The organism is Pseudomonas sp. PMCC200344 (assembly GCF_030053095.1).
GTDB classification, from domain to species: domain Bacteria; phylum Pseudomonadota; class Gammaproteobacteria; order Pseudomonadales; family Pseudomonadaceae; genus Aquipseudomonas; species Aquipseudomonas svalbardensis.
The window spans coordinates 413,019-426,010 of the sequence record NZ_CP125618.1 but is presented as its reverse complement, the minus strand read 5'-3'; the positions used below and the strand labels follow the sequence as shown (position 1 = coordinate 426,010).

The window sequence follows — 12,992 nt, the reverse complement described above, 5'->3', positions numbered from 1 at the left end:
GTGGGAACGATCAATACGCGCACCGCTCGTCCCCCGCCGCGTCCTAGAGTTGAAATACGCTCCACCACCCCCATATGAGTTGGCATAAGGCATTTTCGCCCCGCTGCGTGGAGACTCTCCCTTGACCACCATCGTTTCAGTTCGCCGCCACGGCAAAGTCGTCATGGGCGGCGACGGCCAGGTTTCTCTCGGCAATACCGTGATGAAAGGCAACGCGAAGAAAGTTCGCCGCCTGTACCACGGCCAAGTGATCGCCGGTTTTGCCGGGGCCACCGCTGACGCCTTCACCCTCTTCGAGCGTTTTGAGGGCCAGCTTGAGAAACATCAAGGCCACCTGGTTCGCGCCGCTGTCGAACTCGCCAAAGAATGGCGCACTGACCGCTCCCTCAGCCGCCTCGAAGCCATGCTCGCGGTCGCGAACAAAGATGCCTCTCTGATCATCACCGGCAACGGCGACGTGGTCGAACCTGAAGAAGGTCTGATCGCCATGGGTTCCGGCGGCGGTTACGCCCAGGCCGCCGCCAGCGCACTGCTGAAGAAAACCGATCTGTCGGCCCGGGAAATCGTCGAAACCGCCCTCGGCATCGCCGGCGACATCTGTGTATTCACCAACCACACCTTCACCATTGAGGAGCAGGACCTCGCTGAGTAAGCCTGTTTTGGCCAACACGCCACGGCTCACTTTTACTTGAGGACCGCCAATTACTATGTCCATGACTCCCCGTGAAATCGTCCACGAACTCAATCGCCATATCATCGGCCAGGACGATGCCAAGCGCGCCGTCGCCATCGCGCTGCGTAACCGCTGGCGCCGGATGCAGCTGCCTGAAGAGCTGCGCGTTGAAGTGACCCCCAAGAACATCCTGATGATCGGCCCGACCGGTGTTGGTAAAACCGAGATTGCTCGTCGCCTGGCGAAACTGGCCAATGCGCCGTTCATCAAAGTCGAAGCAACCAAGTTCACCGAAGTCGGTTATGTCGGCCGCGACGTTGAATCGATCATTCGTGACCTGGCTGACGCGGCGATCAAACTGTTGCGCGAACAGGAAATGACCAAGGTTCGCCACCGCGCCGAAGACGCCGCCGAAGAACGCATCCTCGACGCCCTGCTGCCACCGGCACGCATGGGCTTCAGCAACGACGACGCCGCACCGTCGGCCGACTCCAACACCCGCCAGCTGTTCCGCAAGCGCCTGCGCGAAGGTCAGCTGGATGACAAAGAGATCGAAATCGAAGTCGCCGAAATGGCCGGTGTCGATATCTCCGCGCCGCCGGGCATGGAAGAGATGACCAACCAGTTGCAGAGCCTGTTCGCCAACATGGGCAAGGGCAAACGCAAGAGCCGCAAGATCAAGGTCAAGGAAGCGCTGAAACTGGTGCGTGACGAAGAAGCCGGTCGCCTGGTCAACGAAGAAGAGTTGAAGGCCAAGGCGCTGGAAGCGGTCGAGCAGCACGGCATCGTGTTCATCGACGAAATCGACAAGGTCGCCAAGCGAGGCAACACCGGTGGCGTCGACGTGTCCCGTGAGGGCGTACAGCGCGACTTGCTGCCGCTGATCGAAGGCTGCACCGTCAACACCAAACTGGGCATGGTCAAGACCGACCACATCCTGTTCATCGCGTCCGGTGCGTTCCACCTGAGCAAGCCGAGCGATCTGGTGCCTGAGCTGCAAGGTCGCCTGCCGATTCGTGTCGAACTGAAGGCGCTGACGCCTGAAGATTTCGAACGCATTCTCAGCGAGCCGCACGCGTCGCTCACCGAGCAGTATTGCGCCCTGCTGAAAACCGAAGGCCTGGTGATCGAGTTCCAGCCGGACGGTATCAAGCGCATTGCCGAGATCGCGTGGCAGGTCAACGAGAAGACCGAGAATATCGGTGCCCGTCGCCTGCACACGCTGCTTGAGCGCCTGCTTGAAGAGGTGTCGTTCAGCGCCGGTGATCTGGCCAGCGCCCACGACGACAAAGCGATCGTGATCGACGCCGATTACGTCAACAGCCACTTGGGCGAATTGGCGCAGAACGAAGACCTGTCCCGTTATATTCTGTAAGCAACTCTTACAGATGTAGTGGAACTGTGGGAGCGAGCCTGCTCGCGATGACAGCGGTACATTCAACCCTTGTGTTGACTGTTGCACCGCTATCGCGAGCAGGCTCGCTCCCACAAGGTTCCGCACAAGACGGACATCCGGTCATGATCCCCACCGATATCAAACTGCACAAAGCCTCGAAAACCCTGTCGCTGAAATACGCGTCCGGTGAGGAACATCACCTGCCCGCCGAGTACCTGCGCGTGCACTCTCCTTCCGCCGAGGTCCAGGGCCACGGCAAACCTATCCTGCAATTTGGCAAGATCGGCGTAGGCCTGACCAAGGTCGAACCGGCCGGTCAGTACGCACTGAAATTGACCTTCGACGACGGCCACGACAGCGGCCTGTTCACCTGGGAATATCTGTACCAGCTGGGCGTGCGCCAAGAGGATCTCTGGAACGATTATCTTGCCGAACTCAAAGCCGCCGGAAAGACCCGTGATCCGAACGAATCCATCGTCAAGCTGATGCTCTAGCTCAGGCCTTTCGCTCATTAGAGGGCATTTTCTAATTCCATCTGTTTGAATGCTCCGCTTCCGGGCCGACGATTGGCCTGCTTGCGAAAAAAATTAAACTCGGGTAACCAATGGAGCTGGCAAGGTACCTGCAGTGCTCTCTGAACTAAAAAGCAGCGATGCAGAATTAACGGTCACCCGAGCAGTAGTACCTGGCATTGGCTGTGGACTGCACAGCTGGACCCAGGTACTCGTCTCAGGACAATGGAGCGTCGTAGATGAGTAACAAGAATAACGATGACTTGAAGTATCAGGCCTCGGAAAACACCTTGGGGCTGAATCCTGTCGTTGGGCTGCGTGGAAAGGATTTACTGGCTTCTGCTCGAATGGTGCTTAGGCAGGCCATCAGACAACCGATTCACAGCGCCAGGCATGTCGCTCATTTCGGTCTTGAACTGAAGAATGTGTTGTTCGGCAAATCCGAGCTTCTACCGACAAGCGATGACCGTCGCTTCGCCGATCCGGCCTGGAGCCAGAACCCGCTCTACAAACGTTATTTGCAAACTTACCTGGCGTGGCGCAAGGAGCTCCACGACTGGATCGGCGACAGCAACCTCTCGCCGAAGGACGTCGCACGGGGGCATTTCGTGATCAACCTCATGACCGAAGCCATGGCCCCGACCAACAGTGCGGCCAACCCGGCGGCGGTCAAACGCTTCTTCGAAACCGGTGGCAAAAGCTTGCTCGACGGCCTCTCCCATCTGGCCAAGGATCTGGTGCACAACGGCGGCATGCCTAGCCAGGTCAACATGGGGGCGTTCGAGGTCGGCAAGAGCCTGGGCGTCACCGAAGGCGCGGTGGTGTTTCGCAATGATGTGCTGGAGCTGATCCAGTACCGGCCGACCACCGAGCAAGTGCACGAGCGCCCACTGCTGGTGGTGCCACCGCAGATCAACAAGTTCTATGTTTTCGACCTCAGCCCGGACAAGAGCCTGGCGCGCTTCTGCCTGCGCAACAATGTGCAGACGTTCATCGTCAGCTGGCGCAACCCGACCAAGGAGCAGCGCGAGTGGGGTCTGTCGACCTACATCGAAGCGCTCAAGGAAGCGGTCGACGTGGTCACCTCGATCACCGGCAGCAAAGACATCAACATGCTCGGCGCCTGCTCCGGCGGCATCACCTGCACCGCCCTGCTGGGCCACTACGCCGCGCTCGGCGAGAACAAGGTCAACGCCCTGACGCTGCTGGTCAGCGTGCTGGACACCACCCTGGACAGCGACGTAGCACTATTCGTCGACGAGCAGACGCTCGAATCCGCCAAGCGCCACTCCTATCAGGCCGGCGTATTGGAAGGCCGCGACATGGCGAAAATTTTCGCATGGATGCGCCCCAACGACCTGATCTGGAACTACTGGGTCAACAACTACCTACTGGGCAACGAGCCGCCGGTGTTCGACATCCTGTTCTGGAACAACGACACCACACGGTTGCCCGCAGCGTTCCACGGCGACCTGATCGAGATGTTCAAAACCAACCCACTGATCCGATCTGATGCACTGGAAGTGTGCGGCACACCGATCGATCTGAAGCAGGTCACTGCCGACATCTACTCCCTGGCCGGCACCAACGACCACATCACCCCATGGAAGTCCTGCTACAAGTCGGCGCAACTGTTCGGTGGCAAGGTTGAATTCGTGCTGTCCAGCAGCGGGCATATCCAGAGCATTCTGAACCCGCCGGGCAATCCGAAATCACGCTACATGACCAGCACCGAGATGCCGGTCAAGGCGGAGGAGTGGCAAGAAAACTCCACCAAGCACACCGACTCCTGGTGGCTGCACTGGCAGGCATGGCAAGCCGAGCGTTCGGGCAAGCTGAAGAAGTCTCCGGGCAGTTTGGGCAACAAGGCTTATCCGGCAGGTGAAGCTGCACCAGGCACTTATGTGCATGAGCGATAACTGACACACCTCGCGCCCCTGTAGGAGCCGAGCTTGCTCGCGAAGGCGGCGGCACAGTCAAATTTGCTGCGCCTGACCCACCGCTATCGCGAGCAAGCTCAGCTCCTACAGGGGATCGGGGGGTGAAATTGAGACAGTGACCCACAGGGCCTGAAGCATGCCGCAACCGTTCATATTCCGTACCGTCGACCTGGATGGCCAGACCCTCCGCACGGCAGTACGCCCCGGCAAGCCTCACTTGACGCCCTTGCTGATTTTCAACGGCATCGGCGCCAACCTGGAGCTGGTGTTTCCGTTTGTCGCGGCGCTGGACCCGGACCTGGAAGTCATCGCCTTCGACGTCCCTGGTGTCGGCGGTTCGTCGACGCCAAGGCGACCGTATCGCTTTCCGGGCCTGGCGAAACTCACGGCGCGGATGCTCGACTATCTCGACTACGGGAAAGTCAACGTAATCGGCGTTTCTTGGGGCGGCGCCCTCGCCCAGCAGTTCGCTTACGACTATCCCGAGCGCTGCAAGAAACTCGTTCTGGCGGCCACGGCGGCTGGCACGGTGATGGTGCCGGGCAAGCCGAGAGTCCTGTGGATGATGGCCAGCCCACGACGCTACATCCAGCCGTCTCACGTGATTCGCATTGCGCCGATGATCTACGGCGGTGCGTTCCGTCGCGATCCAACCCTCGCCGCCAGCCATGCCGCCAAGGTCCGCTCGGCAGGCAAACTCGGTTATTACTGGCAGCTGTTCGCCGGCCTCGGCTGGACCAGCATTCACTGGTTGCACAAGATCCACCAGCCAACCCTGGTACTGGCCGGTGACGACGATCCACTGATTCCGTTGGTCAACATGCGGTTGCTGGCCTGGCGGATTCCCAACGCCCAGTTGCACATCATCGATGACGGGCATCTGTTTTTGATTACTCGGGCCGAAGCAGTGGCACCGATCATCATGAAGTTTCTCGAGGAAGAACGTCAGCGTGCCGTGATGCATCCGCATCCCGCGCCATTGGGCGGCTAATCGGCCCATTGTCGGTCGGGGAAGACGCAGCGCCGCGCAACAATCCGCAACAGCGTCTATGGTGTTCTGGTTCGGTGTATCTGTATTTGGCCTGAAGACGAAGGAGTGTTCATTCATGCGCGAAAAACCAGCGAGGGAATTTTTGCCCACTCCCGCCGCGTTCATCAACGCACAGAGTGCGATTACCGGCCTGCGTGGTCGGGATCTGTTTTCCACACTGCGCAGCGTTGCCGCCCATGGTTTGCGCAACCCGGTGCACACCGCCCGACACGCCTTGAAGCTGGGCGGTCAACTGGGCCGCGTACTGCTGGGCGAAACCCTGCACCCGACCAATCCGCAGGACAATCGCTTTGCCGATCCGGCGTGGAGCCTCAACCCTTTTTATCGCCGCAGTTTGCAGGCCTACCTGAGCTGGCAGAAGCAGGTCAAACACTGGATCGACGACAGCAACATGACCCCGGACGATCGCGCCCGTGCCCACTTCGCGTTCGCCTTGCTCAACGACGCCATGGCACCGTCCAACAGCCTGCTTAATCCGCTGGCGATCAAGGAGATCTTCAACTCCGGCGGCAACAGCCTCGTGCGAGGTATCAGCCACCTGGTCGACGACTTCCTGCACAACGACGGTCTGCCCAGACAAGTCACCAAGCAAGCTTTCGAGGTCGGCAAAACGGTCGCCACCACTACGGGCTCCGTGGTGTTTCGCAATGAGTTGCTGGAGTTGATCCAGTACAAGCCCATGAGCGAAAAGCAGTATTCCAAACCGCTGCTGGTGGTGCCGCCACAGATCAACAAGTACTACATTTTCGACCTGAGTCCGCACAACAGCTTCGTCCAGTTCGCCCTGAAGAATGGTTTGCAGACCTTCATGATCAGTTGGCGCAATCCGGATGTACGTCATCGCGAATGGGGGTTGTCGACATACGTTGAAGCCGTGGAAGAAGCGATGAATGTGTGCCGGGCGATCACCGGCGCTCGTGAGATCAATCTGATGGGCGCCTGCGCGGGCGGGCTGACCATCGCCGCCCTGCAAGGTCACTTACAGGCCAAGCGGCAACTGCGGCGAGTGTCCAGCGCGACCTATCTCGTGAGCCTGCTCGACAGTCAGATGGACTCGCCTGCGACCCTCTTCGCCGACGAACAGACGCTTGAGGCGGCCAAACGTCGCTCCTATCAGAAAGGCGTGCTGGACGGCCGTGACATGGCCAGGGTCTTCACCTGGATGCGCCCCAACGATTTGATCTGGAGCTATTTCGTTAACAACTACCTGTTGGGCAAAGAGCCTCCGGCGTTCGACATCCTCTACTGGAACAACGACAACACACGTTTGCCGGCAGCCTTGCATGGCGACTTGCTGGATTTCTTCAAACACAACCCGCTGAGTCATCCGGGAGGTCTGGAGGTGTGCGGCACGCCGATTGACTTGCAGAAAGTCAACGTCGACAGCTTCAGCGTGGCGGGCATCAATGACCACATCACCCCGTGGGATGCGGTGTATCGCTCGACCCTGCTGCTGGGTGGCGAGCGACGCTTCGTGCTGTCCAACAGCGGGCATGTGCAGAGCATTCTCAACCCGCCCTCCAACCCGAAAGCCAACTTCGTCGAGAGCACGAAGCTGAGCAGCGACCCACGGGCCTGGTATTACGACGCCAAGCAAGTCGACGGCAGTTGGTGGACCCAATGGCTGGGCTGGATTCAAGAACGTTCAGGCGCGCTAAAAGAAACCCACATGGCGCTTGGCAACCAGAACTATCCACCGATGGAAGCGGCACCCGGCACTTATGTGCGCGTGCGCTGACTGACAACGAACCACGGCCGGCGCCGGCCGTGGCATGACTCGACCATTAAGAAGACTGGATGAAAACCCGCGACCGGATTCTCGAATGTGCTTTGCAGTTGTTCAATCAGAAGGGCGAGCCGAACGTCTCCACCATGGAAGTGGCCAACGAAATGGGCATCAGCCCGGGCAACCTCTACTACCACTTCCACGGCAAGGAACCGTTGATTCTCGGACTGTTCGAGCGCTTCCAGTCCGAACTGGCGCCCCTGCTCGATCCACCGGCCGATGTAGAACTTGCACCGGAAGATTACTGGCTGTTCCTGCACCTGATCATCGAACGCCTGGCCCATTACCGGTTTCTGTTCCAGGACCTGTCGAACCTCGCCGGGCGCTTGCCGAAACTGGCCAAGGGCATACGCAACCTGCTCAATGCGTTGAAGCGCACGCTGGCTTCGTTGCTCGCACGATTGAAGGCTCAGGGGCAATTGGTCAGCGATACCCAAGCGTTGGGGCAACTGGTGGAACAGATCACCATGACGCTGCTGTTCTCGCTGGACTATCAGCGGATTCTTGATCGGGAGGGTGAGGTGAGATTGGTGGTGTATCAGATCATGATGCTGGTGGCGCCGCATCTGCTGCCGCCGATCAAGGTCGCGACGGAGCAGATGGCACTCCAATACCTCGAAGAACACGAGTAACCCCTGTGGGAGCGAGCCTGCTCGCGAAAGCGGTTTATCATTCAAAAATGATGTCGACTGACCCACCGCTTTCGCGAGCAGGCTCGCTCCCACAGTGGATCTGCGGCGTTCATTAATCCGTGCATAAAAAAACGCCCGACCTTTGCAGGCCGGGCGTTTTCTTGAGCCCTGAGTATCAGGACTGACTGGTTGGCGTCGAAGGAGCTGGCGCGACAGTCGGGGTTGCAGCAGGGGTCGGCGCGGTAGCGGAGTTCGACGCGCTGACCGGCGCTGGGGTTGCCGGTTTGGCGGCAGCCACTGCTGGTTTTGGTGCAGCCGCTTTCGGAGCTGCCGGCTTTTTCACCGCTGGCTTCTTCGCAGCAGCAGGTTTTGCCGCTGGCTTGGCTGCTGCAGTTTTGGCAGCAGGCTTAGCGGCTGGTTTTGCTGCTGCTTTGGCCGCTGGCTTGGCTGCGGCAGTTTTGGCTGCTGGTTTAGCGGCAGCTTTAGCCAGTGGTTTGGCAGCGGACTTCGCTGCAGGTTTGGCCACTGCGGTTTTCGCCGCAACAGACGCCACCTTGGCACCGGTGAGTTTTTCGATTTGCTTGGTCAGGGTATCGACCTTGCTGTGCAGTGCTTTGACTTCATTGCGGCTCGGTACACCCAGGCGCGAAATGGCGCTGTTCAGACGCTTGTCAAAAGCCCCTTCCAGCTCATCCCACTTGCCCAGTGCGCGATCTTTCACGCCGCTGATGCGCGACTTGGCCGACGAAGCGGAGTCCTTGGCGGCATCGACTTTCTTGTCGACAGCGCTCTTGGTGAGCTTCTCGGCTTTCTCGCCGTCTTTAACCAATGTATCGAAGAGCTTGCTGCCGTCAGTGTCGATCTTCGAGTACACGCCTAAACCAGCCAGCCAGATTTTGCGGGAGTAGTCTTCAACCTTCCCGATCCACGAGCTGCCTTCTTTTTCAGTATTCTTTTTACCAGCCATCCCGTTCTCCTTAAGATTTACGCGCGACGCGTTCGAGCAATGCCGTCAGCTCATCGAGCTTGGCAGAGAGTGTCTCAACGTCATGTTTAGACGGAATGCCGATACGATTCAAGGTACTTGCGACACGCGAGTCAAAAGCCTTCTCGACCTTGTCGAGTTGAACTTCGACCTTACCTTTGAAAGTAGTGACTTCACTCTTGGCTTCATCGATCTCGGCATTCGCTGCTTCAAGTTTCTCGGCAACTGCTTCTTTGCCTTTCTTTTCAACAGCTTGACCCGCGACGATCAACTCTTGAAAGTACTCGTTGCCCTCTTGGCCGACCCTGGTGTAGGCCCCCAGGCCTGCCAGCCAGATCTTGCGGGCGTAAGATTTAACGTCGCTCAGAGCAGTCGTCGAAGCGTCGATTTTTTTCTTCAAAATAACTTTGGCCATGGTGCACCTCACGCGCAGAAGGTTTGAGGAACTGCCCGCGAAAGAGTCGGGCTCAGGCACAAAGTAGTGAGAATAATTAGAAACAGCACCCTAACAACTGACATAAACGTTTGGGTACAACGCTCCCACAGGAATTGCATTCACAAATCCACTGCCGGTCAAGCCAATGCTTTATCGAGGGCCTTCTCGATTTCCGATTTGATCGTGCCGCTCATGGCCGACATCAACAGACCGAGTTCGACATCGACCTTGATCGAATCCTCGCCCACATACACCGCGCCTTTCACTCCGGAACGCTTGAGGTTCAGGGTGTCGCCGGACCATTGCGGCTCCAGGCCATATTGATCGGACAGTTTCTGCGCCAACTTGTCGGCCTTCTCGCGGGCCGCTTCCTTACCCAGGCCGTGGGCACGCTCAACACTAATACGGGCCATCGAATGACTCCTGTTTTATGAATACTTTCCCGAAGCATCTTGACCGCTACTGCGGCAAAACGTCCCGGTGGTTACCTATCTTACCTGCAGCCTTGCCAAGACAAAGCAGGCCACCGGGATTAGAATGTCCCGCATTCTCTTTTGGTGACAGCGATATGACTGATCAGCGCAAAGGCAGCGATGCCGAACCCACCACTCACTTCGGCTTCAAAAACGTTCCGGAAAGCCAGAAAGCGGAAAAAGTCGCTGAAGTTTTCCACTCGGTAGCCGCCAAGTACGACTTGATGAACGACCTCCTGTCGGGCGGCATGCACCGCCTGTGGAAGCGTTTCGCGATCGAACTGTCGGGCGTTCGCACCGGTAATCGCGTGCTGGACATCGCTGGCGGTACCGGCGACCTGACCAAGAAGTTCTCGCACCTCGTTGGCCCGACCGGCCAGGTGGTGTTGGCCGACATCAACGAATCCATGCTCAAGGTCGGTCGTGACCGCCTGCTGGATCTGGGTGTGGCCGGCAACGTCGAATTCGTCCAGGCCGACGCTGAAAAGCTGCCATTCCCGGACAACCATTTCGACTGCGTGACTATCGCTTTCGGCCTGCGCAACGTTACGCATAAAGAAGACGCCCTGCGTTCGATGCTGCGCGTGCTGAAACCGGGAGGCCGTTTGCTGGTGCTGGAGTTCTCCAAGCCAACCAACGCGCTGATGTCCAAAGCCTACGACGCCTACTCGTTCGCCTTCATGCCGCTGATGGGCAAGCTGATCACCAACGACTCGGAAAGCTATCGCTACCTGGCCGAATCGATCCGCATGCACCCGAATCAGGAAACCCTGAAGTCGATGATGGTCGAGGCCGGTTTCGACCGCGTGACCTACCACAACATGACCGCAGGCATCGTCGCCCTGCACCGCGGCATCAAACCCTGATGTTGCTGGCCGGTCTGCTCGCCAGCGTTGAACTCGGTCTGAACCGGGTGCTGCGTCTCGACAGCACGGCGTTGCCGCGGCTGGCGCATTTGAGTGGCAAGGTGATTGCCGTCGACTGCCGCAGCCCGGCGCTGCAAGTGTTCATTCTGCCCAGCGACGAAGGCTTGATGCTGGCTTCCCACTGGGAAACCGGCGCCGACTGCACCTTGCGCGCACCGGCCTCCAGCCTGCTGAAACTGGCGATGAGCAAGGACAAGACTTCCGTCCTGCATGCTCCTGAAGTCGAACTCGACGGCGACAGCGGCGTGCTGCTGGAACTGGCGGCGATCCTTCAGGACCTTGAGCTGGACTGGGAGTACGAACTCTCGCGCTGGCTGGGACCTGTCGCCACGCAACTGCTCGGCGGTCATCTGCGCAGTCGCGCACGCTGGTATCAGCAAGGGTTCGCCAGCCTCAATCAGAACCTTGGCGAATACCTGGCCGAAGAATCGCGCACCCTCGTCGGTCAGCGCGAAGCCGAGGCCCGTTTCAGTGAACTGGACCAGATCAAACTCGATCTGGAACGTCTCGAGGCGCGTTTCGAGCGCCTTTCCCGATCCCTCGACCCAAGCGATAACGCATGAAGCTGCTTGCCGTCCGCCGTTTGTTGCGCATCCAGCGCGTTGTGATTCGCTACCGCCTCGATGACCTGTTGTTCGCCCTGCCACTGCCTTGGTTTCTGCTGGCGCTGCGCTACGCCTTGCCGTGGCGCTGGTTCCCGCGCAAGACGCTGGACCTGAGCCGTGGCACGCGATTGCGTCTGGCGTTGCAGGACTTGGGACCGATTTTCATCAAGTTCGGGCAAATCCTGTCCACTCGCCGCGACTTGCTGCCGGAAGACATCGCTGATGAGCTGATGAAGCTGCAGGACCGCGTGCCGCCGTTCGACTCGCAAGTGTCGATCAAGCTGATTGAAGAGCAGCTCGGTAAAAAGATCAGTGAAGTCTTCAGCCGCTTCGACGTCGAACCGCTCGCCTCGGCCTCAGTGGCGCAGGTGCATGCCGCGCAACTGAAAACCGGTGAAGAAGTCGTCGTCAAAGTGATCCGCCCGGGCCTCAAGCCGATCATTGCCCAAGACCTGGCGTGGCTGTTCATCCTCGCCCGCGCCGCCGAAAAGCTCTCTTCCGACGCGCGCCTGCTGCACCCGGTGGACGTGGTACTGGACTACGAAAAAACTATCTACGACGAACTCGACCTGCTGCGCGAAGCGGCCAACGCCAGCCAGTTGAAGCGCAACTTCGACGGCTCGGAGCTGCTCTACGTGCCGCAAGTCTATTGGGACTGGTGCCGGCCGAAAGTGCTGGTGATGGAGCGCATCTACGGCATTCAGGTCACTGACCTAGCGACCTTGGCTGATCAGCGCACCGACATGAAAATGCTCGCCGAACGCGGTGTCGAGATCTTCTTCACCCAAGTGTTCCGCGACAGCTTTTTCCACGCCGACATGCATCCCGGCAACATTTTCGTCAGCACCGTGAACCCGTGGAGCCCGCAGTACATTGCGATCGACTGCGGCATCGTCGGCAGCCTGACCCCGGAAGATCAGGATTACCTGGCGCGCAACCTGTTCGCGTTCTTCAAGCGTGATTACCGTCGTGTCGCGCAGCTGCACATCGATTCGGGCTGGGTGCCGGCGGAAACCAAACTCAACGAATTCGAAGCGGCGATCCGCACCGTGTGCGAGCCAATCTTCGAAAAACCGTTAAAAGATATTTCCTTCGGTCAGGTGCTGATGCGCCTGTTCCAGACCGCTCGGCGCTTCAACATGGAAGTGCAGCCGCAGCTGGTTCTGCTGCAAAAAACCCTGTTGAACATCGAAGGCCTGGGTCGTCAGCTGTACCCGGACCTCGATTTGTGGAACACCGCCCAGCCGTTCCTCGAACGCTGGATGCGCGAACGCGTCAGCCCCAAAGCCTTGATCGGCAACGTGCAGAGCCAGTTCGAACAGCTGCCGCACCTGGCCAACATGGCCCGTGACCTGCTTGAACGCATGTCCCAGCCTCACGCTTACGACCCGCCGCCACCGTGGCACCGTCGCAAGGACGATTGGCTGCTGCGACTGCTCGGCTGTGCGCACCTGGCCGGCGGCACCATACTCGCTGCCGGTGGGCCGCTGAACGAACTGGGTCATTGGCCGGCCGGCATCATGGTGGCGGTCGGTTTGTATCTGGTCGTTCGCCGATAGCCAGCGCCCCCGCACGCT

Annotated in this window: 13 protein-coding genes and 1 pseudogene; 10 read left to right on the top strand and 4 right to left on the bottom strand. The window is 59.0% G+C overall.

Going from position 1 to position 12,992, the window contains the following annotated elements; translation table 11 throughout:
- Nucleotides 1-121 precede the first annotated feature (121 nt).
- The 7 genes from hslV (at nt 122) to QFW87_RS01945 (ending at nt 7,990) form a co-directional block, all read left to right on the top strand.
- Nucleotides 122-652 (top strand): ATP-dependent protease subunit HslV, encoded by a 531-nt coding sequence (gene hslV, locus QFW87_RS01975; RefSeq protein ID WP_007899242.1) that lies wholly within the window; start codon nt 122-124, stop codon nt 650-652.
- 55 nt (nt 653-707) lie between these two features.
- The gene (gene hslU / locus QFW87_RS01970) at nt 708-2,048 is read left to right on the top strand and encodes an ATP-dependent protease ATPase subunit HslU (RefSeq protein WP_283189688.1); all 1,341 of its coding nucleotides are present in this window, start codon (nt 708-710) and stop codon (nt 2,046-2,048) included.
- Between the two features lie 143 nt (nt 2,049-2,191).
- Nucleotides 2,192-2,563: a DUF971 domain-containing protein gene (locus QFW87_RS01965; protein WP_283189687.1), complete on the top strand. Its 372-nt coding sequence runs from the start codon at nt 2,192-2,194 to the stop codon at nt 2,561-2,563.
- A gap of 257 nt (nt 2,564-2,820) precedes the next feature.
- Nucleotides 2,821-4,500, top strand: a complete 1,680-nt coding sequence (gene phaC, locus QFW87_RS01960; RefSeq protein WP_283182614.1) for a class II poly(R)-hydroxyalkanoic acid synthase — start codon at nt 2,821-2,823, stop codon at nt 4,498-4,500.
- 157 nt (nt 4,501-4,657) lie between these two features.
- Nucleotides 4,658-5,512 carry a poly(3-hydroxyalkanoate) depolymerase gene (gene phaZ, locus QFW87_RS01955; RefSeq protein WP_283182613.1) on the top strand — a complete coding sequence of 285 codons (855 nt, stop codon included), beginning with the start codon at nt 4,658-4,660 and terminating at the stop codon, nt 5,510-5,512.
- A 115-nt stretch (nt 5,513-5,627) separates the two neighbouring features.
- Entirely contained in the window at nt 5,628-7,310 is a 1,683-nt protein-coding gene (gene phaC, locus QFW87_RS01950; RefSeq protein ID WP_283189686.1) for a class II poly(R)-hydroxyalkanoic acid synthase, read from the top strand.
- A 59-nt stretch (nt 7,311-7,369) separates the two neighbouring features.
- A complete protein-coding gene (locus QFW87_RS01945; protein WP_283182611.1) occupies nt 7,370-7,990 on the top strand; it encodes a TetR/AcrR family transcriptional regulator in 621 nt (206 codons plus the stop codon).
- A 3-nt stretch (nt 7,991-7,993) separates the two neighbouring features.
- On the opposite strand, the pseudogene QFW87_RS29820 reads toward QFW87_RS01945, so the two are convergent.
- From QFW87_RS29820 to QFW87_RS01930, 4 genes and pseudogenes are all read right to left on the bottom strand, one after another.
- Nucleotides 7,994-8,107: pseudogene (locus tag QFW87_RS29820) on the bottom strand (metal ABC transporter ATP-binding protein); the annotation flags it as partial.
- Between the two features lie 58 nt (nt 8,108-8,165).
- Complete coding sequence (locus tag QFW87_RS01940; RefSeq protein WP_283182610.1) at nt 8,166-8,957, bottom strand: phasin family protein; 792 nt, start codon at nt 8,955-8,957, stop codon at nt 8,166-8,168.
- A gap of 10 nt (nt 8,958-8,967) precedes the next feature.
- Nucleotides 8,968-9,390 carry a phasin family protein gene (locus tag QFW87_RS01935; RefSeq protein ID WP_283182609.1) on the bottom strand — a complete coding sequence of 141 codons (423 nt, stop codon included), beginning with the start codon at nt 9,388-9,390 and terminating at the stop codon, nt 8,968-8,970.
- A 158-nt stretch (nt 9,391-9,548) separates the two neighbouring features.
- Nucleotides 9,549-9,824 (bottom strand): polyhydroxyalkanoic acid system family protein, encoded by a 276-nt coding sequence (locus tag QFW87_RS01930; protein WP_149631020.1) that lies wholly within the window; start codon nt 9,822-9,824, stop codon nt 9,549-9,551.
- A 155-nt stretch (nt 9,825-9,979) separates the two neighbouring features.
- Between QFW87_RS01930 and ubiE the strand changes: the two genes are divergently transcribed.
- Genes ubiE through ubiB form a run of 3 tightly spaced genes read left to right on the top strand, consistent with a single transcriptional unit; the run spans nt 9,980 to nt 12,974 of the window.
- A complete protein-coding gene (gene ubiE / locus QFW87_RS01925; RefSeq protein ID WP_007948968.1) occupies nt 9,980-10,750 on the top strand; it encodes a bifunctional demethylmenaquinone methyltransferase/2-methoxy-6-polyprenyl-1,4-benzoquinol methylase UbiE in 771 nt (256 codons plus the stop codon).
- Complete coding sequence (locus tag QFW87_RS01920; RefSeq protein ID WP_111449382.1) at nt 10,750-11,373, top strand: SCP2 domain-containing protein; 624 nt, start codon at nt 10,750-10,752, stop codon at nt 11,371-11,373. The genes ubiE and QFW87_RS01920 overlap by 1 nt, the downstream gene beginning before the upstream one ends.
- The gene (gene ubiB, locus QFW87_RS01915; protein ID WP_283189685.1) at nt 11,370-12,974 is read left to right on the top strand and encodes a ubiquinone biosynthesis regulatory protein kinase UbiB; all 1,605 of its coding nucleotides are present in this window, start codon (nt 11,370-11,372) and stop codon (nt 12,972-12,974) included. Before QFW87_RS01920 ends, ubiB begins: the two co-directional genes overlap by 4 nt.
- The last annotated feature ends 18 nt before the right edge of the window (nt 12,975-12,992 follow it).

Excerpts from the sequence above, each read along its gene's own strand:
- hslU (WP_283189688.1), top strand. The coding sequence starts at position 708 with ATGTCCATGACTCCCCGTGAAATCGTCCACGAACTCAATCGCCATATC.
- QFW87_RS01965 (WP_283189687.1), top strand. The coding sequence starts at position 2,192 with ATGATCCCCACCGATATCAAACTGCACAAAGCCTCGAAAACCCTGTCG.
- phaC (WP_283182614.1), top strand. The coding sequence starts at position 2,821 with ATGAGTAACAAGAATAACGATGACTTGAAGTATCAGGCCTCGGAAAAC.
- phaZ (WP_283182613.1), top strand. The coding sequence starts at position 4,658 with ATGCCGCAACCGTTCATATTCCGTACCGTCGACCTGGATGGCCAGACC.
- phaC (WP_283189686.1), top strand. The coding sequence starts at position 5,628 with ATGCGCGAAAAACCAGCGAGGGAATTTTTGCCCACTCCCGCCGCGTTC.
- QFW87_RS01945 (WP_283182611.1), top strand. The coding sequence starts at position 7,370 with ATGAAAACCCGCGACCGGATTCTCGAATGTGCTTTGCAGTTGTTCAAT.
- QFW87_RS01940 (WP_283182610.1), bottom strand. The coding sequence starts at position 8,957 with ATGGCTGGTAAAAAGAATACTGAAAAAGAAGGCAGCTCGTGGATCGGG.
- QFW87_RS01935 (WP_283182609.1), bottom strand. The coding sequence starts at position 9,390 with ATGGCCAAAGTTATTTTGAAGAAAAAAATCGACGCTTCGACGACTGCT.
- QFW87_RS01930 (WP_149631020.1), bottom strand. The coding sequence starts at position 9,824 with ATGGCCCGTATTAGTGTTGAGCGTGCCCACGGCCTGGGTAAGGAAGCG.
- ubiE (WP_007948968.1), top strand. The coding sequence starts at position 9,980 with ATGACTGATCAGCGCAAAGGCAGCGATGCCGAACCCACCACTCACTTC.
- QFW87_RS01920 (WP_111449382.1), top strand. The coding sequence starts at position 10,750 with ATGTTGCTGGCCGGTCTGCTCGCCAGCGTTGAACTCGGTCTGAACCGG.
- ubiB (WP_283189685.1), top strand. The coding sequence starts at position 11,370 with ATGAAGCTGCTTGCCGTCCGCCGTTTGTTGCGCATCCAGCGCGTTGTG.